At 61.7% G+C, this 22,478-nt stretch carries 17 protein-coding genes; 11 read left to right on the plus strand and 6 right to left on the minus strand.

The window, feature by feature from the left end:
• Window positions 1-226 precede the first annotated feature (226 nt).
• The gene (locus IFT59_RS13990; protein ID WP_192087257.1) at window positions 227-886 is read left to right on the plus strand and encodes a helix-turn-helix domain-containing protein; all 660 of its coding nucleotides are present in this window, start codon (window positions 227-229) and stop codon (window positions 884-886) included.
• Here the strand turns inward: IFT59_RS13990 and cydC are convergent.
• On the minus strand, window positions 880-2,541 hold the full coding sequence (cydC, locus tag IFT59_RS13995) for a thiol reductant ABC exporter subunit CydC (RefSeq protein WP_192087258.1): 1,662 nt from the start codon (window positions 2,539-2,541) through the stop codon (window positions 880-882). The two genes, IFT59_RS13990 and cydC, sit on opposite strands and share 7 nt — an antisense overlap.
• Window positions 2,538-4,304 (minus strand): thiol reductant ABC exporter subunit CydD, encoded by a 1,767-nt coding sequence (cydD, locus tag IFT59_RS14000; protein WP_249407595.1) that lies wholly within the window; start codon window positions 4,302-4,304, stop codon window positions 2,538-2,540. The genes cydC and cydD overlap by 4 nt, the downstream gene beginning before the upstream one ends.
• 160 nt (window positions 4,305-4,464) lie before the next feature.
• On the opposite strand from cydD, the gene IFT59_RS14005 reads away from it, so the two are divergent.
• The 5 genes from IFT59_RS14005 (at window position 4,465) to IFT59_RS14025 (ending at window position 9,274) form a co-directional block, all read left to right on the plus strand.
• Window positions 4,465-6,045 carry a cytochrome ubiquinol oxidase subunit I gene (locus IFT59_RS14005; RefSeq protein WP_342366113.1) on the plus strand — a complete coding sequence of 527 codons (1,581 nt, stop codon included), beginning with the start codon at window positions 4,465-4,467 and terminating at the stop codon, window positions 6,043-6,045.
• Between the two features lie 24 nt (window positions 6,046-6,069).
• Entirely contained in the window at window positions 6,070-7,218 is a 1,149-nt protein-coding gene (gene cydB / locus IFT59_RS14010; protein WP_192087260.1) for a cytochrome d ubiquinol oxidase subunit II, read from the plus strand.
• Window positions 7,219-7,230: 12 nt separating this feature from the next.
• Window positions 7,231-7,389: a cytochrome bd-I oxidase subunit CydX gene (gene cydX, locus IFT59_RS14015; protein ID WP_062459376.1), complete on the plus strand. Its 159-nt coding sequence runs from the start codon at window positions 7,231-7,233 to the stop codon at window positions 7,387-7,389.
• Entirely contained in the window at window positions 7,386-8,717 is a 1,332-nt protein-coding gene (gene hemN / locus IFT59_RS14020; RefSeq protein ID WP_192087261.1) for an oxygen-independent coproporphyrinogen III oxidase, read from the plus strand. Before cydX ends, hemN begins: the two co-directional genes overlap by 4 nt.
• Before the next feature lie 110 nt (window positions 8,718-8,827).
• Complete coding sequence (locus IFT59_RS14025) at window positions 8,828-9,274, plus strand: pyridoxamine 5'-phosphate oxidase family protein (protein WP_162734831.1); 447 nt, start codon at window positions 8,828-8,830, stop codon at window positions 9,272-9,274.
• Between the two features lie 84 nt (window positions 9,275-9,358).
• On the opposite strand, the gene IFT59_RS14030 is transcribed toward IFT59_RS14025, so the two are convergent.
• Genes IFT59_RS14030 through IFT59_RS14040 form a run of 3 tightly spaced genes read right to left on the minus strand, consistent with a single transcriptional unit; the run spans window position 9,359 to window position 14,963 of the window.
• On the minus strand, window positions 9,359-12,427 hold the full coding sequence (locus IFT59_RS14030) for an efflux RND transporter permease subunit (protein WP_192087262.1): 3,069 nt from the start codon (window positions 12,425-12,427) through the stop codon (window positions 9,359-9,361).
• Window positions 12,424-13,539 carry an efflux RND transporter periplasmic adaptor subunit gene (locus IFT59_RS14035; protein ID WP_192087263.1) on the minus strand — a complete coding sequence of 372 codons (1,116 nt, stop codon included), beginning with the start codon at window positions 13,537-13,539 and terminating at the stop codon, window positions 12,424-12,426. The genes IFT59_RS14030 and IFT59_RS14035 overlap by 4 nt, the downstream gene beginning before the upstream one ends.
• Window positions 13,539-14,963: an efflux transporter outer membrane subunit gene (locus IFT59_RS14040; RefSeq protein ID WP_192087264.1), complete on the minus strand. Its 1,425-nt coding sequence runs from the start codon at window positions 14,961-14,963 to the stop codon at window positions 13,539-13,541. Before IFT59_RS14040 ends, IFT59_RS14035 begins: the two co-directional genes overlap by 1 nt.
• A gap of 145 nt (window positions 14,964-15,108) precedes the next feature.
• Here IFT59_RS14040 and IFT59_RS14045 point away from each other — a divergent pair, with 145 nt between their 5' ends.
• From IFT59_RS14045 to IFT59_RS14065, 5 genes are all read left to right on the plus strand, one after another.
• On the plus strand, window positions 15,109-15,795 hold the full coding sequence (locus tag IFT59_RS14045) for a response regulator transcription factor (RefSeq protein WP_062459393.1): 687 nt from the start codon (window positions 15,109-15,111) through the stop codon (window positions 15,793-15,795).
• Between the two features lie 2 nt (window positions 15,796-15,797).
• Window positions 15,798-17,090, plus strand: a complete 1,293-nt coding sequence (locus tag IFT59_RS14050; protein ID WP_113166109.1) for a HAMP domain-containing sensor histidine kinase — start codon at window positions 15,798-15,800, stop codon at window positions 17,088-17,090.
• 81 nt (window positions 17,091-17,171) lie between these two features.
• Entirely contained in the window at window positions 17,172-18,185 is a 1,014-nt protein-coding gene (locus IFT59_RS14055) for an NADP-dependent oxidoreductase (protein ID WP_192087265.1), read from the plus strand.
• A 253-nt stretch (window positions 18,186-18,438) separates the two neighbouring features.
• The gene (locus IFT59_RS14060) at window positions 18,439-19,560 is read left to right on the plus strand and encodes an alpha/beta hydrolase (RefSeq protein ID WP_192087266.1); all 1,122 of its coding nucleotides are present in this window, start codon (window positions 18,439-18,441) and stop codon (window positions 19,558-19,560) included.
• A gap of 127 nt (window positions 19,561-19,687) precedes the next feature.
• The gene (locus tag IFT59_RS14065; RefSeq protein ID WP_192087267.1) at window positions 19,688-20,701 is read left to right on the plus strand and encodes an Lnb N-terminal periplasmic domain-containing protein; all 1,014 of its coding nucleotides are present in this window, start codon (window positions 19,688-19,690) and stop codon (window positions 20,699-20,701) included.
• 25 nt (window positions 20,702-20,726) lie between these two features.
• Here IFT59_RS14065 and IFT59_RS14070 read toward each other — a convergent pair whose 3' ends face one another.
• A complete protein-coding gene (locus IFT59_RS14070; RefSeq protein WP_192087268.1) occupies window positions 20,727-22,454 on the minus strand; it encodes a M14 family metallopeptidase in 1,728 nt (575 codons plus the stop codon).
• Between the last annotated feature and the right edge of the window lie 24 nt (window positions 22,455-22,478).

Raw genomic sequence — 22,478 nt, forward strand, 5'->3', positions numbered from 1 at the left:
ATGTTGTATTCGTCGACATGCGTCATACACTTGGCAGGATGGTTGGGCGTTCCTGATCGTCGGCATCCGCAATATCGGTTGTGTGTCCCACTGAATATTTTATGTTGAAGTGACAGCAGACGAGAACGATCGATTGGTAGATACGCACGACAGTCCTTTCACCACCCAGAAATCGGTACATCGGCGGAAAGCGTGCAGCGCTTGTGCCAACTGCGATGTGCGCACAATGGCTGTTTGTGCTGCGTTGGCTGACGAGGAACTTTCCGAACTCGACAAGATCATGACCTCTCGGCATCTTGCTCCCAACGAGATGCTTGTGAGTGAAGGCGACCCTTTGCATCGGACCTACAGCCTTACTGCAGGCATGTTGCGACTATCGATCGCGCTCCCCGATGGACGCCGCCAGATCACCGGCTTTCTGCTGCCGGGCGACTATCTTGGCCTGGCGGATGAGGACGTCCATTCCTCCACGGCGGAAGCGATTGGTTCAGTCCAGCTCTGTTCGTTCTCGACGCGCGAAATGCATGCGCTGATGGAACGCTACCCCAAGCTGAAGGACCGGCTGCATTCCTTTACCCGCTCGGCGCTTCGCCAGGCCCGTGACAATCAGATGATTCTCGGGCGCCTGGCGCCGGTCGAAAAGCTTGCGAGCTTTCTTCTGGCGCTGTCTTCAAGGGCTGCGGAGCATAAACTTTCCGCCAATCCTCTGTCCCTGCCAATGTCGCGGACCGACATAGCGGACTATCTTGGGCTGACGATCGAAACCGTCAGCCGCTCCTTCACCAAGCTGCGCAATACGGGCATGATCCGGCTGCCCGATCCGCAAACCGTCGAACTGATCGACATGTCTGCGTTGGAGGCCGTTGCAGGCATCAACGTTCACTGATCTTCGCGCAGACGTCCGTCCGTCAGATGGAGGATGCGGTCAACGATCCCGAACGGCAAGTGCGCATGGCTGATGAGGAGGACGGTTCGTCCCACCGTCGCGTTCCTGAGATCACTGAAGAACGAGAGTTCGGTTTCCCGGTCGAGACCGCTGGTCGGCTCATCGAGAACGAGGATCTCCGCCTTGGACAGAAGTGTTCGGGCGAGGCAAAGCCGCCGTGCCTGTCCGACGGAGAGTGTATGACCGGCTTCTCCGACCGGCGTTTCCAGACCGGCAGGCAGACTGCGCACAAAATCGGCGAGACGCGCCTTGCCGAGAGCGAACCAGCATTCGTCATCGCTCGCTCCGTTGCAGCCGATCCTCAGATTGTCACCGATCGTGCCGATGAAGACCGGCGCGTTCTGTTCGAGCAGGGCGATCCTGGCGTGGAGATCGGACTGCGCGATGTCGCGGATATCCGTACCCGCAACGCGCACGGCTCCCGCGATGGGATCAGCGAGGCGCAGGAGAAGGGCGCCGAGTGTGGATTTTCCGGCGCCGCTTTCCCCCATGATGGCGACGCTGCTTCCGGCGTCCACCGTCAGATCGAGGTTCCGTAGGACAGGCCGCCGCGGATCGTAGCCGAAGGTCAGGCCTTCGATTGAGATACTTCCCCCGGCGGGAAGGGCTGCCGGATCGAGCGTATCGACGACAGCAGGTGGTGTCTCCGCCAGTCTCCTCAGTCGCTCCGCCGCGGCGATCGCGCTGCCGAACTTTGCGACCTGACGGGTGACGGCCGCCGTTGCCTCGAAGCTCCCGAGCGAGGCGAGAAGAAGGCCGATGAGAATAGGGCCGCTGATCAGGCCACGTTCCAGAGCCGTCAGCCCGGTCAGCAATGTGCCGACGACTGCAAGTCCTCCGAGGACGGCGATTGCTGCTGACGCCGATGCCGAGGCACGGGCGAGACGCAGCCTCGTCCTTGAAAGATCTGCAGCGATTGCATCGGAGCGTGCCCGCATCCGATCGGCAGCACCGAATGCAGTCAGATCGGCGTGGCCGTCGACCATGTCGAACGCCGCCACACGCAGTTCGGTCGAGAGGTCTATGATCCGGGCGCCCAGCCGGCGCGTTCCGCTTGAAAGGAGAATCGGAACGACAAACAGAGCTGTCGCCATGACGACCGCATATAGGATAACAGCTGCCGGCAGCATGACGGACAGGAAAACGGTCACTGCCGTTGCTGTGAGTACACCCGTCACGAGCGGACCGGCTGCGACGATGCACACACTGTCGAGCGCATCCACGTCTGCCGTTAGCCGTGAAACCGCATCGCCTTTGCGGAGCGCTTTGCTGGCTTGATGCACGCCGGGACCGAGGCGTCTGAACAGCCATTCGCGAATGTCGGCCAGTACTCGAAGTGTCGTGTCGTGACCGACGAGCTTTTCGCCGTAGCGCGACAGGATGCGCAGCATCGACAGTCCTCGGACAGCAGCCGACGGACCGAAAAGATTGAAGCTCATGGCAGCGGTGGTCAGGAATGCCGCGGTCAGGAACCAGCCGGACAGGCCCAGCAGAGCAACGCCCGCGAGAAGGGTCGCCAGCGAAAGCCAAAGCGCAATAGCGAAGCCTGCCAGATGGCGCCGAAACAGCGGGTGGAAAGACAGGAGCGCTCTCATGCGGCAAACTCCTGACCAGAGGAAACGACAGACAGGGTCGGCCTCATTGGCAAGAGATGTCCGTTCTCGAACCGCATTGTCGCGTCCATGCGGGAAGCGACCGTCATCGAATGCGTGGCAATGATCATCGTCCGCCCTTGGGCGAACCCCTGGAGGCGATCGAGCACGGTCGCTTCCGTCTCGGGATCGAGATGCGCGGTCGGCTCGTCAAGCAGGATGATGGACGGATCCGTGAGATAGAGGCGGGCCAGGCCGACGCGATGCGCCTCGCCGCCCGACAGGCCGAGCCCACCTTCTCCGATGCTGGTGGCAAGGCCGTCCGGAAGTCCATCGCTGAACGCGGTGACCAGGGCCAGATCGGCCGCGCGGCGCACTGCGTCGTCACTGGCCCCGGGATCAGCGAGGCGGATATTGTCGGCGATCGTGCCGTGGAAGAGATGCGGTTTCTGACTGACGAAGGTCAGCATCCGGCGGAGGTCGCGCTCATCGATGTCATCGAGCCGGCGATTGCCGAACTCGATTGTTCCCTCAGTGCGCGCAAGCCTTGCCAGCACATTCAGCAGCGTCGACTTGCCGATGCCACTGCGGCCGACGAGAGCGATATGCTGGCCAGCCGGGATGGAAAGTCTGCTCGATGTGAGCAGAATGGAGCAACCGTCCGGCGTTTTGATGCTGAAATTGGTGGCGAGGATCGGGACCGCGGAGGAGACAAGCCGCACCGGTGCCGGAGGGATGATCACAGCCACGGGCATGGGAAGCTCGCCGAATTGCCGCACGATCTCTGCGACCGCCCCCTTGGCATGGGCGCGGTCGTGGTAATGTGCGGCGAGCGATCTAAGCGGAAGATAAACTACTGGAGCCAGCAGCAGACAGAAAAGCCCGGATTGGAGCGACAACTGCGTACCCGGCAGGTCGACCATGCCGAGATAGCTGAGGCCGACGTAAAGTGCGACGCCGGCAACGCCGAGCGCTGCGAAGAATTCGAGCACCGCCGATGACAGGAACGCGATCCGCAACACGCGCAGCGTCCGCCGGCGAAGCTGGTCTGTCGCTTCGTGCATGGCTCCAGCCTCGATCTCCATTCGTCCGAACAGCTTCAGCGTGAGGAGGCCGCCGAGACGATCGGCGAAATACTCCGACAGCCGCGACAGCGCATTGGCCTGTGCATCGCTTGCGGCCTGCGCCCCGAAGCCGACCAGCGCCATGAACAGCGGGATCATCGGCGCCGTGAACAGGAACAACAACCCGACCACCCAGTCGAACGGCATGACGGCCGCGGCAAAGACGATGGGGAGCAGCGCGGCCTGAATGGTTGCGGGCAGGAACCGCGAAAAGAATCCCTCCAGAGCCTCGACCTGATCGACGACCGTGCTGGCAAGCGCGCCGGACGACCGGTCTTGTCTCCAGTCTGGACGGGGGGCGAGCAGCCGTGTGGTCAGGCTGTCGCGCACCGTTCGCTTGATCTTTTCGGCAGCGAACGATCCCGCCACTTCGGCAGCAATGGAGAGGGCGATACGGAGTGCAACGAGGGAGGCGAAACCGAAGATCTGCGGCCAGAGTTGGTCTAAGGGAACGCCATCCTCGATGGCCCGGCCAAGCACCTGCGACAACAGGAGCACCTGCCCGATCAGCAGCAGGCCGGAGATTATAGGGAGTGCGACCGCGATGCCGAGGGCGATGCCGCCGTGTCGGCGCAGGGCGGAAAGCGCTTTCCGGTCGCCGCCATCTTCACCCATTTCCTGCTCGTCTGTGCTTGTGGTCATCGGTTTCCGTACTGCCCTGATCGTCGTGGGACTATCTAATCCGGCATGCAGGAGGGCTCATTGATTGCAATCAATGCACGGGGCCCGTGCGGTGGATTATGCCGCTTTCAGACCGGGGATTTCGAACCGGAAAACCTGAAAATAGGCGGGTAGACACATGATCGACTTTACGGTTGTCGACCTTTCGCGACTGCAGTTCGCGGCGACGGCAATGTACCACTTCCTCTTTGTTCCGCTGACCTTGGGGCTGTCGTTTCTGATGGCCATCATGGAAAGCGTCTATGTGATGACCGGGCGCGAAATCTGGCGGCGCATGACGCTTTTCTGGGGCACGCTGTTCGGCATCAACTTTGCGCTGGGCGTCGCAACCGGCATCGTCATGGAGTTCCAGTTCGGCATGAACTGGAGCTATTACAGCCACTATGTCGGCGATATCTTCGGGGCGCCCCTGGCGATCGAGGGCCTGATGGCCTTCTTCCTGGAAGCCACGTTTATCGGCATCTTCTTCTTTGGCTGGGACAGGCTTTCCAAAGTCGGCCATCTGGCCGTGACCTGGCTCGTGGCGCTCGGCGCCAACTTCTCGGCCCTGTGGATCCTGATCGCCAACGGCTGGATGCAGAACCCCGTCGGCTCGACCTTCAATCCCGATACCATGCGCATGGAAATCACCGATTTCGCCGCTGTCATCTTTAATCCCGTGGCGCAGGCAAAGTTCGTCCACACGGTCAGCGCCGGCTATGTCACCGGCTCCATGTTCGTCATGGCGATCAGCGCCTGGTTCCTGCTGCGGGGACGCCATCTGGATCTAGCCAAGCGGTCGATGGCGGTCGCTGCGAGCTTCGGCCTCGCCTCGGCTCTTTCCGTCGTCGTCCTTGGTGACGAGAGCGGCTATGTGGCGACCGAGCACCAGCAGATGAAGATCGCTGCGATGGAAAGCATGTGGGAAACAGAACCGGCACCTGCCGGCCTCAATGTCTTTGCCATCCCGGGCGTCCGCGAGAACAGCTATGAGGTGAAAATCCCTTACGTCCTTGGCCTCATCACCACGCGGTCACTCTCCACCGAGGTGCCCGGCATCCTGCCGCTGGTCGAGCATGCGGAAGTTCGCATCCGCAACGGCATGACCGCCTATGCGGCGCTGGACCAGATTCGTGCCGACCGCAACAATGCTGCTGCCCGCCAGACCTTTGCCGATACCTGGCATGACCTCGGTTATGCACTCCTGTTGAAGCGTTACGTCGATGACGTGCCGGCGGCGACCGACGAGCAGATCGAAAAGGCCGCCTGGGATACGGTGCCGGACGTGCCGACGCTGTTCTGGAGCTTCCGCTTCATGGTCGCGATCGGCCTCTACCTGATCGTCTTCTTCGCGGTGGCTTTCTATCTGGCCTCCCGCCACAGGCTTGGTGAAAACCGCGTGCTTCTGTGGATCGCCCTGTTCAGCCTGCCGCTGCCATGGGTTGCCATCGAATTCGGCTGGCTCGTTGCCGAATACGGGCGTCAGCCCTGGGTGGTCGAGGGAGTGCTGCCGACTTTCTATGCCGCGTCGGGCCTAACCCTCGTGGATCTGGCGATCAGCCTCGGCTTCTTCCTCACGGTCTACACGACGCTTGCCGTCATCATGGTTCTGCTGATGCTCAAAATCATCAAGGCAGGTCCGAGCGAAAGAAACGTGCTGATCGATGGCATTCGCGGATCGGCAGTGGTTCCCGAACGCGCCGCCGCTGCGCCGCAACGCTGACCCTCTCATTCGAAAGCAAGGTCCATGTCCCATTTACCTCTCGATTATGAAACATTGCGGATCATCTGGTGGTTGCTGCTCGGCGTCCTCCTGATCGGCTTTGCCATCGCCGACGGCTACGATCTCGGCGTTGGCGCCCTCCTGCCATTTGCGGCCAAGACGGACGAGGAGCGGCGCATCCTGCTCAACCTGATTGGGCCGACCTGGGAAGGGAACCAGGTCTGGCTCGTTCTGGGCGGCGGCGCCATCTTTGCCGCCTGGCCGGCGCTCTACGCGGCTTCTTTCTCCGGCTTCTACCTTGCCATGATCGCCATCCTGCTGGCCCTCATCCTCCGGCCGGTCGGTTTCAAGTTCCGCGGCAAGGTCAAGGATCCGCGCTGGAGAAGCACCTGGGACTGGGCGCTGTTCATCGGCGGTTTCGTGCCGGCGCTGATCTTCGGTGTCGCGGTCGGCAACGTGCTGCTCGGCGTACCTTTCGGCCTCGATGGCACGATGAGGGCCCATTACGACGGGAATTTCTTCGGTCTTCTTCGGCCATTTGCCCTGGTCGCTGGCCTCACCAGCCTGTCGATGCTGGTCATGCACGGAGCCGTGGTCATTGCCATGCGCTGCTCGGGGCCGGTCGCCGAACGCGCGACGCGCTTTGGCCGGATGGCGGCCGCAGCCACCGTCGCCCTGTTCGCGCTCGCCGGCTTGTGGGTCGCCTTCGGCATGGACGGCTATGTCGTCACCAGTATTCAGGAAGCTGCAGGTCCATCCAATCCGCTGGCGAAAACCGTCGTCACGCAGGCTGGAGCATGGCCTAACAACTACCATGCATATCCCTGGATGATCACCGCGCCGGTTCTCGGTTTCGTCGGGTCGCTCGTCGCCCTGGCAGGACTTGGCAGCCGCCGGTTCAAGATCGCACTCGCTGGATCGAGCCTTGCCATCTTCGGCATCATCTCGACCGCCGGCCTGTCGCTGTTTCCCTTTCTTCTGCCATCGTCGATCGATCCGGCCGTGAGCCTCACGGTCTGGGACGCGTCATCCAGCCACCTCACCCTGTTCATCATGCTGCTGGCGACCGTCGTCTTCCTGCCGATCGTGCTCGCCTACACGGCCTGGGTCTACCACGTGATGCGCGGTCCAGTGAACGCGGCTTCGATCGGTCGCAATCCGAACGCTTACTGAAGGAGATCATTCATGTGGTATTTTTCCTGGATCCTCGGCGTCGGCCTCGCCTGCGTCTTTGCCATCCTCAACGCCATGTGGTTCGAGATGAAGGAAGACCGGCGCCTCTCGGCGCTTCCGGACCCCTCAAACAAGCCTAAACGCAGCTCCGTCGGAGATCCGGCCGCATGAAACCGGATATGGTCGAGCGTCTCGCGGAAATGCCGGTTCCACGATACACATCCTACCCCACCGCCGCGGATTTCAGCGAGGCGGTGGGGCCCAAGGAACAGGCCGCCTGGCTCGGCCAACTTGATCCGGCCGAACCGGTCTCTGTCTATCTGCACGTTCCCTATTGCCGGCAGCTTTGCCACTATTGCGGTTGCCATGCCAAGGCGGTTCGGAAGGCCGAGCCGGTCGAGGACTACCGGACCACGCTGGAGGCAGAGATCGCGCTGGTTGCCGCTCACCTGCCAGCCCGGCTGAAGATCGGCCGCATCGCCTGGGGCGGCGGCACGCCCTCCATTCTGGGCGAGGCAGGCTTGAGCTCCGTTCTCGGTATGCTCAAGAAGCATTTCGACCTGGAAGACGACTACGAGCATTCGATCGAACTCGACCCGCGGATGCTCGGGCGCGATCTTTGCCAAGCGCTCGGCCGGCTCGGGATCAACCGCGCCAGCCTCGGCGTCCAGGATCTCGACACCGTTGTGCAACAGGCGATCGGGCGGGAGCAGCCGGAAGAAAAGGTGGCCGCCGCCGTCCGCGACCTGCGCGACGCCGGCATTTCACGCATCAATTTCGATTTGATCTATGGTCTGCCGAACCAAACCCAGGAAAGCTTGCTGACGACCTGCCGTTCCGTCTTGGACCTTAATCCGGATCGCATCGCCTTTTATGGATACGCCCATCTACCATCACGAAGGGCCAACCAGCGCCTGATCGATAGCGCATCGCTTCCTGGACCCATCGAGCGTTTGCAGCAGGCAAGCGCGATCGCGTCTTTCTTCATCCGCGAGGGCTATCAGGCGATCGGCATCGATCATTTTGCCAAGCCTTCCGATCGACTGGCGGCTGCCGCAAGAGAAGGTCGGCTCCACCGCAATTTTCAAGGCTACACGGACGACGATCGCCCGACGCTGCTGGGGTTCGGGTGCTCTTCCATCTCGCGGCTCCCCGGTGGCTACACGCAGTCCGAATCCGGTATCGAGGCTTACAAACGCCATATCGCGGAGGGGTCTCTACCCACGCGACGCGGCCACGCCTTTGTCGAGGACGATCATGAACGCGCGACAATCATCGAACGCCTGATGTGCGATTTCTCCGTCGATCTGGGACAGAATGCCGCCGGTTATGCCGACGAACTAGCCTTGCTGCGACCGTTCGCTTTGAGCGGTCTGTTGACGGTGCGGGCGAACCGCATCTCGATGACGGCAAAGGGGAGACCCTATGTTCGCACTGTTTCGGCGATCTTTGACCGGTTCAGAAGCCAGGGGCAAAATCTGTTCAGCCCCAGCGTATGAACGTCATCACTGACATAATGAATTTGAGGATTTCGGCTTGAGGAGCGGAAAGCGCGCCCTCACGAAAGGCAGACGGGATGAATATAAGAGAACTTGATTATCAGGAGTGCATGGCATTCCTTTCAAAAACCCGTATGGGGAGATTGTCCTGCGTCCTCGAAGGCCGCCCGTACACGGTTCCGATTTCTTTCATCATTGAGGACGACTGGTTCTACAGCTTCTCGCTCGAGGGCAAGAAGATCTCGTGGATGCGCGAGAATAACTCCGTCTGCATTCTGGCAGACGAAATCTCCAGTCCGCAACAATGGCGGACCGTTATCGCGAATGGGCAGTTCAAGGAATTCGATCAGGCTGCCGAATGGGCGAAGTATGCGCGTGCATGGTCTCTTCTACAGTCCAGCAACGCAACCTATTGGTTGCCTGGAGGACTGAAAACAGCAGCGGCCGGGGTGCAAAACAAACCCGTCTACTATGGAATTCGGATCGAAAGCGTCTCGGGGAGAGAGGCTTATCTTTCGAGCGAGAGCGAACGTGTGTCCGGCATGCATCCGCATTGATGCGCGCGATGTCGCCCGGCTCACGCGCCAGCCGGGCGACATCAAAGCCGTCCGGCTTCGGCTGCCGCAAGACTTAGACGCGCGCTACTCTGCGGGGTGCTGCTTGCGCGTGTGGAACCGCGCTTTCAGCCAGACCAACAGATCATCGAGGAATGTGAACACGACTGGGATGACCAGCAAGCTCAGGAAGGTTGAGGTGATGAGGCCGCCGATCACCACGATGCCCATCGGCTGGCGGAAGCTTGAATCGCCGGATACGAGGCTGAGGGCGGCAGGCAGCATGCCGCCCGCCATGGCGATCGTCGTCATCACGATCGGCCGCGCCCGCTTGTGGCAGGCATCCACCAGCGCGTCATAGCGTGACATACCGGCGCGCCGCGCCTCGATCGCGTATTCGACGAGCAGGATCGAGTTTTTCGACACGATGCCCATCAGAAGCAGCAGGCCGATGACCGCAGGCATCGAGAAGCTTGTTCCCGTCAGCACCAGTGGCAAGAGCGCGCCGCCGAGAGCCAGCGGCAAGGCCATCAGGATCGTGACCGGCTGCAGGAAGTCATGGAAAAGCAGGACCAGCACCGCGTAGACGCAGAAGATGCCGATCGCCATCGCCAATCCGAAACTGCTGAACAGCTCGCTCTGGCGCTTCAACTCTCCCTGCTCGACGAATTTCACGCCCTGCGGAAGGTTCTTGTAGCCGGGCAGCTGCGCTGCCTCGTTCGTCACTTCCGAAAGGCTACGGCCGTTGAGCTCGATCGTGAGCGAGACGTTGCGCGACCGGTCGAGCCGGTCGATCTGGCTGGGGCTGGAGCCTAGCGATATGTCGGCGATGGCGCCGAGCGCGACATTGCCGTCCTTGCCCTCGACCGGGATGAGCGACAGCGCATCCAGCGATTGCCGGCTCGCCGTGTCGAGCATGACCCGGATGGGGACCTGGCGTTCCGGCAGGTTGAGCTTCGACAGGGCCGCATCATAGGCGCCGGCCGTTGCGACCCGAATGGCGTCGGCGATCGCCTTCGACGTCACCCCCAGAGACGCGGCTTCTGCGAGGTTAGGCCGGATGGTGATCTCTGGCGATTGGGTCGCGGCCGACGAGGTCACGTTGCCGATGCCGGGTAGCGTGCGCAGATCGGATTCGAGGCTGGCGGCCGCTTTTTCCAGAAGGTCGGAATCGTCGCCGGCCAGCGTCAGCGTCAGCTGCGTACCATTGCCGCCGGATCCGATCTCAAGACGGACGCCGGGCAAGGTTTCCAGCGCCTTGCGCAAACCCGCTTCGATCTGAGATTGCTTGACGTCGCGGTCGTCGATCGACGTGAGGTTGACGACGAGCGTCGCACTGTTGGTGCTGGCATTCGAGGTGCTGTTCATCCCGCCTGTGGAGGCCGTGCCCGTTGCCTGGAAAACCGAGGTGACGTGGTCGACGCCGGCAATGACCGCGGACGCCTTTCGCGCCGCTTCGTCGGTCGATTCAATGGTCGAGCTTGGAGGCGTCGTGATCGTGACCTGGGTCTGGCTGCTATCGGAAGCCGGAAAGAACCCGGTCGACAGATGGCTGAGCAGCAGGATCGTGAAGGCCAGAAAGCCGACCGTGCCGAGGACCGGTATCCAGCGCCGACGAAGCGCGCCTTTGACGGCCCAGAGGTAGGATCGCATCAGGCGACCGTCCTCTTCGTGTGCCTTGCCGCTCGGCTTCATAATGTAAGCCGCCATCATCGGCGTCACCAGGCGCGCGACGAGAAGCGAGGCGAGGACGGCGACGGAGGCCGTGATGCCGAACTGCTTGAAGATGATGCCGGGAATACCGCCCATGAAGGCTGTCGGCAGGAACACGGCGACCAGGGTGAAGGTGGTGGCGATCACGGCGAGGCCGATCTCATCGGCCGCTTCCATGGCTGCATCCATGGGGCTTTTCCCCATGTTCAGATGTCGTTCGATATTCTCGATCTCGACGATCGCATCGTCGACCAGGATCCCGACCACAAGAGACAGCGCCAGAAGCGTGATCGTATTCAGTGTATAGTCGAGGAGATACATCACGAGGAACGTCGGAATGATCGACAAGGGCAAGGCGACGGCGGCCAAAAGCGTCGCCCGCCAGTCACGCAGAAAGAGCCAGACCACGAAGATCGCAATCAGCGCGCCCTCATAGACCATATGCATCGACGATTCGTAGTTCTGCTCGATCGGTACGATCGTGTTGTAGGCCTCCTCGATCGTCACTTGCGGATTGGCGGCGGCAAAGGTCTTCATCGCTTCGCGGATACTGTCCGTGACGGCAACGTCCGAGTAGCCCTTGGACCGCTTGATCTGCGCGGCAATGACCGGCTTGCCGTTGATATAGGCAAGCGAGCTGAGATCGCTGTGGGAATCGGTGACTGTCCCGAGTTCATCCAGCCGAACCCAGTTTCCTGCCGGCAATGGTATCGGCAGTGCGCGGAGCTGTTCAACGCTGCCGACGGCCGCCAGCGTTCGGACAGACTGGCTTTCGCCGCCGATCCGCCCCTTGCCGCCCGACAGGTCAGACTGCACTGAATCGAGCTGCCCGTTGACGTCGTTTGCAGACAGACCGAGGCCATCGAGCAGATTGGCGTTGAGTTCGACGCGGACCTCCCGGTCGACACCACCCAGGCGCCCAACTTCGCCGACGCCTTCGACAGCCATCAGGGCACGCGACATGTTGTTGTCGATGAACCAGGAGAGTTCGGCCGCATCCAGCGTGTCTGACCGCACCACATAGGTAATCAGCGGCGATGCATTCAGCGACTGTTTGGAAACCGTCGGTGCGTTCATTTCTTCCGGCAAGTCGTCCTGCGCCTGATCGACGGCGCTCTTTACCTCGTCGAGTGCCTCTTGCGTGTTCTTTCCAACTTCGAAGGCGACGGAAATGCTGACGGAACCATCGGTGACCGTCGTGGTCACGGAATCGAGCCGCGTCAGTCCCGTCAGTTCGTCTTCGATCTTGCGGGCGACCTCGGTCTCAAGCTGTGAGGCTGCGGCCCCGTCGAGCGACGCACTGATCTCGATCGTCGGAAGATCCATGTCGGGAAAGTTCTGGATGTCGAGACGGTTGAACGCCCACAGGCCGCAGGCCGTCAGCAGGACGAACAGCAGGATTGGCGGAACGGGATTGCGGATGGACCAGGAGGAAAAATTCACTTCGTCGCCTCCGTCTCGGCTGCGGCGACCGTATCGACCACCCGCACCACGGAACCGTCCGCAAGAAACGCGCCGCCGGAGACGACGACTTCCTCGGTCGTGTCGATCCCCGATACGATCTCGACCCGGTCGCCTTGCCGCCGGCCGGTCTCGACACGCTTGCGGGTGACCGTCGGCTGATCTGTCGCGTTGAGGACGAACGCGTAGGAAAAGCCGTCCCTCAGGGTGACGGCCGTTGCCGGAACTGTCAGCGCATCGGTGGCGCTGAATTCGAAATTGCCGCTGACGAGAATGCCGGTCTTCGGTTGTGGCATTCCGACTGCGGGCTGCAGGGCGACATAGACAGTGACCCGACCGTTGGCGGTCGAGCTCGTGGGCGAGACAAGCCGCACCTCGCCACGGACATCGCCGAGCGGCGTGGGAATGACCGCTTTGGTGCCTTCCTTGACATCGGCCAGCCGCTTGACCGGCAGCTCCGCCTGCCACTCGATGCGGTTCTGGCGGATCAGCTTGAATAGTTCGTCGCCGGCGGTCACCACCTTGCCAAGCGACGCGGACCGTTCCGAGATCACGCCATCGTCGTTCGCGTAGACCTTCGTGCGGTCAAGGGTCAGCTGCGCGGATGCCAGCGCGGCCTTCGACGACGCAAGGGCTGCTTTCGACTTGCGCTCCGTGATCAGATACTCCGTCGTCTGCTGGGCGGAGATCGCACCGGAGCCGGTCAGCCCGCGGGCACGGTCGGCATTCGCGACCGCCTGATCGAGATCGGCCTTTGCCTGCTGTTGCTCAAGCTCGGCCTGCGCGGTTTCGGCGTCGAATTGCACCAGCAACTCGCCTTTTTTTACCGTCGCTCCCACATCCGCATTGATGCCGATGATCCGCAATCCGCTGACTTCGGCGGCGATCACCGCTTCATGCCAGGCCGCAAGGCGCCCACTTGCCGGAATGAGCACCGGCCACTGGGAAACCTCCGGTTTCGTCACGCTGACCGTGAGGGCGGCCGCGCCGGCGGTCGTCTGCGTCGCGTCCTGTGCCCGGCCTGCGGGCGTGAAAGCAAGACAGACGACGCAGGCAAGCGCCATCGTCGTGAGCGGGTGTGATGTTTTAAGCATTAGTTGAGTTCCCGTGCAGAAGAGGCAGCGGCGGTCGGAATGGACCAGCCTCCGCCAAGCGCTTTGTAGAGGGCGATCCAGTATTGGACGGCGTCGCGCCTGATTTCGATGAGAGTGATGGCCGCCGATTGCGCCGATCGGCGGGCTTCTTCGCGGTCGAGAATGCTGACGCCTCCGGACGCCCAGTTCTGGTCGACCGCGCGAAAATAGCGCTGATAGTTGTCGGCAGCGCTTTTCGCATCCGAAATCCGCCGAAGCGCCGTATCGACCCGCAACATCGCCGTCTCGACTTCGGCAACGGCACTGAGAACGCCCGACTTATAATTTGCGACCGCGAGATCGTAATCCGCAACTGCGCTACGCACCGCCGCCCGTCGTGCTCCGCCATCCAGCAACGGCACCGACAGCGCCGGTCCGAAGGACCAGGGAACAGACCGGCCGGTCACGCTGGACTGGCTGATCGAGATCGATCCGCTGAGGCTGAGGCTGGGGTAAAGATCGGCCTTCGCCGCGCCAACATCCGAAATCGTTGCGGCGACTTCAGCCTCCAGCGCATTGACGTCGGGCCTCTGTCGCAGGACGTCGGCAGGCACGGCAGTGATCCGCACCGCAGATGGCTGCGGAATACGCCGTTTGCCCTGATTGAGTAGCCGGCGGACCGCCGGTTCGTCTCCGCCCGTCAATTGTGTGATCGATTTGATCAGGATCTCGCACTCGCCGCGCTGGGCCGTCAGGCTTGACGAGGAGGCCGCAGCGCTTGCCCGTGCCAGCGCCAGGTCGCCGGTGGAGGTAAACCCTGATTGCGCCGACCGTTCCGTGGCGCGGATGGTGGCCGTCTGCGATGCAAGCTCGTCGCGGTAGAGGCGCTCCAGTTCGCGGCAGGCGCGGTACTGGACATAGTCGTCGCCCACTTCGGCGGCAATTGAAACGCGGGCATCGTGCCAGGACCAGACTTCGCCAGCGGCCCGCGATGCAGCGGCGCGCACCTGCTTCTTGGTCTTGCCGAACAGATCGACTTCCCAGGCGGAATCAAGCCCGCCGCTTTTTGTCGTCCCGGCGGTCAGCCTGTTATTGTCGTTACCCTTATTGCCCTCACGGCTCGCCGATGCAGAGCCGTCGAGCGATGGGAAAAGCCCTGACGCGGTGCTGTCGAGCGTGGCGCGCGCCTTGTCTATATTCGCCACCGCTTGCTCGATAGTCGGGTTTTCGCGGTCCGCCATGTACAACAAGGCATCCAGCGAGGGATCCTTGAAGCTTGCCCACCAGGTCACGAGATCGGCTGATCGACCGCCATGCGGAAGCGTCGCATGCCAGAAGGCGGCAACAGCCGGCGTCGCCGACTTGAGAGTGCCGATGCTTGTGCAGCCGCTAAGCAGGGCCGCGACGGCCAGGACTGGTAGAACTGAAGAAAGAGTGCTGCGCATCGATTGGACACCGCCTTAACTGAAGGCCGCAGTATAGGGATCGCCATGTTAATGTCGGTCAAGAGCAGGTTAAGTTAGGTAAAACTGCTGTCTTCGCAGCCTCAAGGTCGTAAAGCTGAAGTTATCGAAGGAGCAAGAGCAGGGCATGACCAAGCTACTATTGATCGATGACGATGCCGAGCTGACCAACCTGCTGGGCGAGTATCTGACAGAGGAAGGCTTCGCCGTCGAAACGACCGCGGATGGTCGCGTCGGCGTGGCCGAGGCCATGTCCTCCTCGACGGATCTGATCGTGCTCGACATCATGATGCCGCGGATGAACGGCATCGAGGTTCTCCGCAAGATCCGGCAGGTGAGCGACGTGCCGGTGCTGATGCTGACCGCGAGGGGAGACGATATCGACCGCATCGCCGGCCTCAATCTCGGAGCCGATGATTACGTCTCCAAGCCCTGTTCGCCGGGGGAACTGGCCGCGCGCATTCGCGCCATCCTGCGCCGCTCGGGCCGAACCGAGCGGGACGGCACCGTCAACGAGATCAGGACGGGCGAACTGGTGCTTTATCCGTCGAACCGCAGGGCGATGTGGCGGGCGGCACCCCTGGAACTGACCGGAACCGAGTTCAGCCTGCTGGAAGTGCTTGCCCGCTCCTCCGGCCAGCTCGTCTCCAAGCAGGAGATATCGTTGCGGGCGTTTGCCAAGCCGCTCACCGCGTTCGATCGCCGGATCGACGTCCACATCAGCAGCATCCGGCAGAAACTCGGCGCCCGCCCGGATGGGCAGCCCTGGATCCAGGCCGTGCGCGGCCGCGGCTACCAGTTGCTGGAAGGCTGACCATGCATCGCCTGTTCTGGAAATTCTTCACCGTCGTCTGGTTGGCCATGGCCGGCTCGATTGCGATCCTGTTTGCGATCAGCACGCTGTTCCAATCACCGTTCGAGGAGGAGGTTGCTGGCCGGGAACTTAGCCTGACGCTGGAGACCGCAGCCCAGGTGCTCCAGTCGGATGGCCTGGAGGCGACGGCCAGGCTGGTGGCGGCGGTTCGGCGGACCGGTCGCGACATCCCGGTTACCGTCACGACCGACGGGCCGGCGATCGATTGTGCCGAACAAAACGAGGAGGCGCTCGTTCGAACCGCCGTGCGCGACGGAGAGTGTTATCGCCTGGAAATTGCCGGCGCAGCGCCGAGCATGATGGCTAAAACCTGGCCTCGGGCTGTTCCGTGGCTGGCAGCCCTTCTTGCGGCAGCAGCTGCGGCCTATTGGCTCGCCCGCTATTTCATTACCCCGGTCGAGCAGCTGCGCTATGGGCTGCGCTCGCTTGCCAGGGGAGAACTGGATGTGCGGATCGCCCACAAGATCGGCGCCAAACGCGACGAGATCGCGTCGCTGGCGCACGATCTGGATATCACCGCTGCCCGGTTGCAGGAGCTCCAGATGGCTCAGCAGCAGCTGTTCCACGATATTTCACACGAACTGCGCTCGCCTTTATCGCGTCTGCAAGCTGCTATCGGCGTTTTGCAACAGAACCCCGTACGGCTGGCGGTGATGATCGAGCGGATGAGCCGCGAGGTCGAGCGGCTCGACGAACTGGTCGGCGAAATCCTGACTCTCGCCCGGCTGTCGGATCGCGATACACCGAGATTCGAGCGGCAGACGCTCGACCTTGTCGATCTCCTGCGTGAGATTGTGGACGATGCCGGCTTCGAGGGACAGGCGCGCGGGGTAACCGTCCAGTATGAGGGCGTCGACACATTCGTGGCTTCCGTCAACGGCGAGCTGATCTACCGCGCGCTGGAAAATGTCATCCGCAACGCCATCACCCACACGGGACCAAGCACCGCTGTCCGTGTGACGTCCAAGGTCTTGGACCGGAAGCTGATCGTGACCGTCGAGGACGACGGCGAGGGTGTGCCGGAGACGGAACTGGAGGCGATCTTCAAGCCGTTTTCGCAAAGTTCAACCGTCACCACCCGTTCCGGCTTCGGCCTTGGGCTTGCCATTACCCGGCGTGCGGCGGAATGGCACGGCGGGGGCGCAAAGGCAGAAAACAGACCGGCCGGTGGTCTGTCCGTCCAAATCACAATTCCGACCTGTGCTGTCCCACGAAAGCTTGTGGCAGCAAATTAAGCGCCCATCGCGGTTCGGCCTTGGCAAATCGGTGTCGCCGACTACTTCACCCGGGAGTCGACAACGACAAGGAGACACAGGATGACCGCCATTCGCCGCATCGTCTTGGCAAGCCGACCGACCGGTCAGCCCGAGGCTGGGAATTTCCGCATCGAGAATTTCGAACTTCCGGAAGCCTCAGAAGGAGAGGTCACCTTGCGATGCCTCTATCTTTCGCTCGACCCTTACATGCGCGGTCGCATGAGCGACGCAAAGTCTTATGCAGCGCCCGTTCCCATTGATGGTGTTATGGAAGGCGAGACGATCTGCGAAGTGGTGAAGTCGCGCCACACAGCCTTTTCGCCCGGCGATATCGTTCGTGCTCGGACCGGATGGACGACCAATGCGGTTGTCCACGGAGATACCCTGACGCGTGTCGAAACGCACGGCGCACCGCTGACAACGGCACTCGGCGTGCTGGGAATGCCAGGCTCCACCGCCTGGAGCGGAATGAAGTTCATCGGGAAGCCGAAGCAAGGCGAGACCGTCGTTGTCGCCGCTGCCTCCGGGCCTGTCGGTTCGCTGGTCGGCCAGCTTGCGAAACTTGCCGGGGCGAGGGCAGTCGGGATTGCCGGTGGACCGGACAAATGTGCGTATGTGAAAGACGGTCTCGGCTTTGACGCCGTTGTCGATCACCGCTCGAAAGATTTTGCGTCCGATCTCGCTGCTGCATGCCCTGACGGCGTCGATGTCTATTTCGAAAATGTCGGCGGGCACGTTTGGGACGCCGTCCTGCCGCTGCTGAACCAGTTTGCCCGTGTCCCCGTCTGCGGGCTTGTCGCGCACTACAATGGCGCCGGATCTGCGGAAACCGACCGGCTTCCGATCACCATGTCGGCGGTTCTGAGGCGCAGCCTTCTCATCCGCGGCTTCATCCAGACTGAATTCATCAGCCACTTTGGAGACTTCCTCGATGAGGTTGGCCCGCGCGTCGCGTCCGGCGACATAAAGTATCGGGAAGATATCGTTGACGGCCTCGAACGTGCGCCGGAGGCTTTCATCGGTATGCTCACCGGCGGCAATTTCGGAAAGCTGATCGTGAAGATCGCTGACTGATTGGCTCAAGCAGCCTAATCCGGCCATGAATTCGCCGTGTGTAACAAAGACCAGACCCCGCACCGTGGCAACACCGTCGGGGGCCTGCAAATCATGGCCTGCCTCGGATCTCTCCGCTTGAATGATGCACTCGCGTTCCGGTCGACTGGCCAGGTGGTGCAGGCGAATTTGGCGTGGATTTCAGCCAGTTGAGTTCGGCAACATTTCGTGGCATCAACCGGCACCATTCACCTTTCGAAAGTCGCTGGTTACGATGCAGTATTCCGTATTGACGCGGCGATGGATCTCGGTTGCGATTATCGCGATCGTGTCCGCTCAGCTCGTTGCCTGTGCCAACAGGCCTTCGGCCTCTGTTCTCGATCCGGTCGCGGTCAACCCGGCATCCAGCCGTCAGCTTACCGTCCTTACTGCGACGAACCGGTCGCGGGACGGCGGCGGATACTCGTCCCGCCGTAACGCAGATCCGGCCTTCGAAACGTTCACGGTCGCAATCCCGCCCTCGCACCGCCCGCCGAAGATCGAATGGCCTGTCGGTAGACCCGACGCGTCGACGGACATGGTTGTTTCCGAAAGACGCTCTCTCGACCAAAAACAGTTTCTGGCGTTGGCGGACGCGCCCAACAAGGATGGGGCGGTTGGCATCTTTGTCCACGGGTATAACTATACGTTCCAGGAGGGATTGTACCGGCTCGCTCAGGTCGCAGCCGATTCCAAGACGGATGGAAAGCCCGTCCTTTTCTCTTGGCCGTCGCAGGGATCCCTTGCCGGATATCTCGCGGATCGTGACGCGGCCCTGGCTTCGCGTGACACCCTGGTCTGGCTCGTCAAATCGATGGCAGCCAAACGCGATGTGAAACGGGTCATCCTGTTCGGGCACAGCATCGGCGGCTTCCTGATCATGGAAACGCTTCGCCAGCTGAAGCTGGAAGGCCGCGGTGACGTCCTCGACAAGTTGGTCGTCGTGCTCGCGGCTCCAGACATTGACGACGATCTGTTCAGGTCGCAGCTGGAGGTCGTCGGTCGGATGCGTACCCCCATCACGCTGTTTGTTTCCAAGGACGACAAGGCGCTCAAGATCTCCAGTTTCATCAGCGGGGAGAAGCCGCGCGCGGGATCGCTCAATGTCGATAGCCCTTCGGTGCGCGACGCAGCCTTGCGCTATGGTCTGCGGATCATCGACATCTCGTCGGTCAAGGCAGCAGATGGGGTCGGGCACGACCGGTACGCCAATCTCGCACAACTGGGTCCGCAGCTTGCGCAGGCGGGTGGCGGGGCGGTTTCGGTGCCGGAGGCGGGCGCCTTCGTCTTCGACGTCGCGGCATCGGTCATTTCAAGTCCGTTCAGATTGGCAGGCGCGGTCGTCGGCGGGCGCTGAGCTTGCGGTTTCTGGCGGTAGACCAGGGAAGGATGATTGATCCTTCTCTCTCATTCTTGTGTCCGTGCGTGGTCGCACTTGTCGATTGTCACCCTATGTTGCGTGTGTTGAACCGAGAGACACCGATTTGCGCCGAGCATTCCACTTCCTCGCCCTGACGGGCGTTTTCATCGTCATTCTACTCGTCTCGGCGTGGTCATCGCTGGCACTGTGGTACCGTCTGCCATCGCCGCTCCCGGCAAGAGCGGTGATCGCTGCGCTGTTTGCCGCTCTCGGTGTCTGGACCATCGTCTCTGTGATCCGCCACCGATGGCGGGCTCCGACGGGCGTGTTCTCGGTGGCCTTCGCGATCGTGCTTTCGTGGTGGTTCACGCTCGCGCCCCCAGCGGTAGGAGACTGGTCGCCGGACGTTGCGCGACAGGTCACCGGAACGATTTCGGGCGACACGTTGACCCTGAACGGTGTGCGAGACTTCACCTGGAGAAGCGATACCGACTATACCGAAAACTGGAAGACCAAGACGTATGATCTAAAGACGCTGACGTCGGTTGATCTCTTCATGTCCTACTGGTCGGGACCGCTGATGGGCCACATGCTGGTCAGCTTCGGCTTCTCGAATGGCGAGCACGTCGCCTGGTCCGTCGAGGTTCGTCGCCAGCGCGGCGGCGCGTTTTCGCCGATCGCCGATCTCTTCAAGGCCAATCCGCTCGTGATCGTCGCGGCAGAGGAACGGGATATCATCGGGGTTCGTACGATCGTGCGCGGTGAGGACGTCCAGCTCTACCGGGTAAATGTCTTGCCGCAGACAGCACGCAACCTCCTGGTCGCCTATGTCGAGGATGCAAACAGGCTGTCCCGCCAGCCGCAGTGGTACAACTCGCTGATGACGAACTGCACGACTGCGGTTGTGGCCATCGTCAGAACGCTTGGAGGCACGGTCCCTCTCGACTGGCGGCTGTATGTGAACGGCTATTTACCGGAATACGCCTATGATCAGGGCATCCTCGACACTGGGTCCCCGATGGCGGTGCTCAGGCAACAGTCCCATATTGCCGAGAAAGCCAAGACGGCGGGCATGTCCGAGGACTTTTCAGAGGCGATCAGGCGAGATCGGGTAACCGAACCGCCTGCAACGAACTAGGCGCAGCTACCGGGAGCCTGTCACCTTACGACGTATAGGCGTTAAGCGTCTGCCAGACATCATAGGCCGAGATCACCGTCTCCATCTGCGCCGTATGGCCCGTGACGAAATCGTCGCCGTAGATAGTCTCGTCAGGATATTCGGTGATCAGCGTCAGCGGTACGGTATGGCGATCGTCAATCGACGACAGGCACGGGAAGCCGTTGATGATGCGGAAACCCGTCTCGCCGGCATGGGTTTCGTAGAGTGCGATCTGGCGATTGTTGTAGTCGAGAATGCCTGGAATTGCGCCGAGATGCCGGGTGACGTGGTCGAGGATGGCTTCCGCCTGCTGCGTCCAGCCGGCGTGGTGGCGCATGATCAGGAAGAAACCCTTCGGCAGCGTCCACATGCCAAAACCGCGCGGCACGTAGCCGGATAGCGGCCGCGTCCATTCATGCGACGGATAGCCGTGCAGGTTGATATGCAGCTGTGCGCCGCTCAATTCCTGCGCTGTGAAACGGATGGCTTTCTCGTTGAGATGCTGGCCGGAATTTTCCGCCGTCCGGTATTCAAGATCGTCGCCGAGCGCGGTGTAGCGGGCGGCGTGGTGCATGTGGCGCGGGTTATCGACACGCAGGCGCTGGTGCAGCGCGTAGCCATCCGGGTTCTCGATCGGCGAGATGGTGAAATGGGCGCCGGCACGCTGCTTGAGCGCACGGGCAGCGCGGATCGCGCCGACAATTCCGGTCGTCTCGTTCGGATGCTGGCCGCCGCTGATCATGACCGCCGTGTCGCTGCCACGCACATAGTGCGCCGAGAGAACGCGGCCGGAGCGCGACCGGGCATCGAATTCCTCTCCGCCGATGTCCGACAGCAGTCTCGACATCTGCGCAACGGCCGGTGGTTCGCTGGCCGTATCGATTTCCTGTTCGGGGCCATCCCTAAAACCTGTGCTCAGCGGCCGGGTTTCGACACGCACGCTGATCTCACCATTGCTGCGCACGATTTCCGGCACGATCTGGCCGGGCTTCAGACCACGGTCGCCGAGCGGGCGTCCGGACTTCTTCTGGAAGAATTCCAGCAGCGAGAAATAGAAGTCCTCGTGCAGGGCCTCGCGGAGGCTGACGACCTCGTCGCCAACCGCCAGCGGCATGTCTTCCGCCGGATGGGAAACGGCGATGTTGAGTTCTTCGAAATAGGGTTCTTCGTTGCCCCAGTCGTGGTTTGCGATCGCGTCGATTGCGAGGCTGAACAGGCGCTCGTAATCCGTCTCCAAGCTCTCGCCGGTCGCGCCATCGCGGCTGATCCAGCCGATCGGGGAGAGATTGGTTTCCCCGACCGCATCGGTATGCACGCGGTTCGGTGCCTGAACCTTCAGCGTTTCCGTCTGGCCGTTGCGGGTGAGCGCGACGTCATAGACCAGTTCGTCATCTTCCCGCGCGATGAACGCGATATCAGCGTCTCCGACAAGTGCCGCAAGCGGATAGGCTTCGAGCCGGAAACGGTTGGCTGGGGCGTCCGCATGAACCGGATAACGCACCTCGATCGCTGTGACGCCTTCACGGTCGATCTCTTCCAGAAACGCAAACAGAAGCGGCTTGTAGGCGCTGTGGATCCGCGCCGTGACGCCTTTGTCCTTCAACGCCTGTTCGGCGGCACGACGGCTTTTCGCATCGTCGAATGTCCAGGCTTCGATCGATTGACCGGGCGCTGCGCGCTCCACCAGAGTGTCGAGCGTACGCTCCAGTTTGGTTTCAAAGATCGAAGTCATGACGCTTAACCCTTGTTGAATGCC

This window comes from Rhizobium sp. CFBP 8752 (genome assembly GCF_014842035.1).
In the GTDB taxonomy this organism is placed as follows: Bacteria; Pseudomonadota; Alphaproteobacteria; order Rhizobiales; family Rhizobiaceae; genus Neorhizobium; species Neorhizobium soli.

Coding starts and splice junctions, on each gene's coding strand:
- IFT59_RS14025 (WP_162734831.1), top strand. CDS start 8,828: ATGGCATTCCTTTCAAAAACCCGTATGGGGAGATTGTCCTGCGTCCTC.
- IFT59_RS14040 (WP_192087264.1), bottom strand. CDS start 14,963: ATGCGCAGCACTCTTTCTTCAGTTCTACCAGTCCTGGCCGTCGCGGCC.
- IFT59_RS14070 (WP_192087268.1), bottom strand. CDS start 22,454: ATGACTTCGATCTTTGAAACCAAACTGGAGCGTACGCTCGACACTCTG.
- cydC (WP_192087258.1), bottom strand. CDS start 2,541: ATGAGAGCGCTCCTGTCTTTCCACCCGCTGTTTCGGCGCCATCTGGCA.
- IFT59_RS14060 (WP_192087266.1), top strand. CDS start 18,439: ATGCAGTATTCCGTATTGACGCGGCGATGGATCTCGGTTGCGATTATC.
- IFT59_RS13990 (WP_192087257.1), top strand. CDS start 227: ATGGCTGTTTGTGCTGCGTTGGCTGACGAGGAACTTTCCGAACTCGAC.
- IFT59_RS14045 (WP_062459393.1), top strand. CDS start 15,109: ATGACCAAGCTACTATTGATCGATGACGATGCCGAGCTGACCAACCTG.
- IFT59_RS14055 (WP_192087265.1), top strand. CDS start 17,172: ATGACCGCCATTCGCCGCATCGTCTTGGCAAGCCGACCGACCGGTCAG.
- cydX (WP_062459376.1), top strand. CDS start 7,231: ATGTGGTATTTTTCCTGGATCCTCGGCGTCGGCCTCGCCTGCGTCTTT.
- IFT59_RS14050 (WP_113166109.1), top strand. CDS start 15,798: ATGCATCGCCTGTTCTGGAAATTCTTCACCGTCGTCTGGTTGGCCATG.
- IFT59_RS14035 (WP_192087263.1), bottom strand. CDS start 13,539: ATGCTTAAAACATCACACCCGCTCACGACGATGGCGCTTGCCTGCGTC.
- cydD (WP_249407595.1), bottom strand. CDS start 4,304: ATGACCACAAGCACAGACGAGCAGGAAATGGGTGAAGATGGCGGCGAC.
- cydB (WP_192087260.1), top strand. CDS start 6,070: ATGTCCCATTTACCTCTCGATTATGAAACATTGCGGATCATCTGGTGG.
- hemN (WP_192087261.1), top strand. CDS start 7,386: ATGAAACCGGATATGGTCGAGCGTCTCGCGGAAATGCCGGTTCCACGA.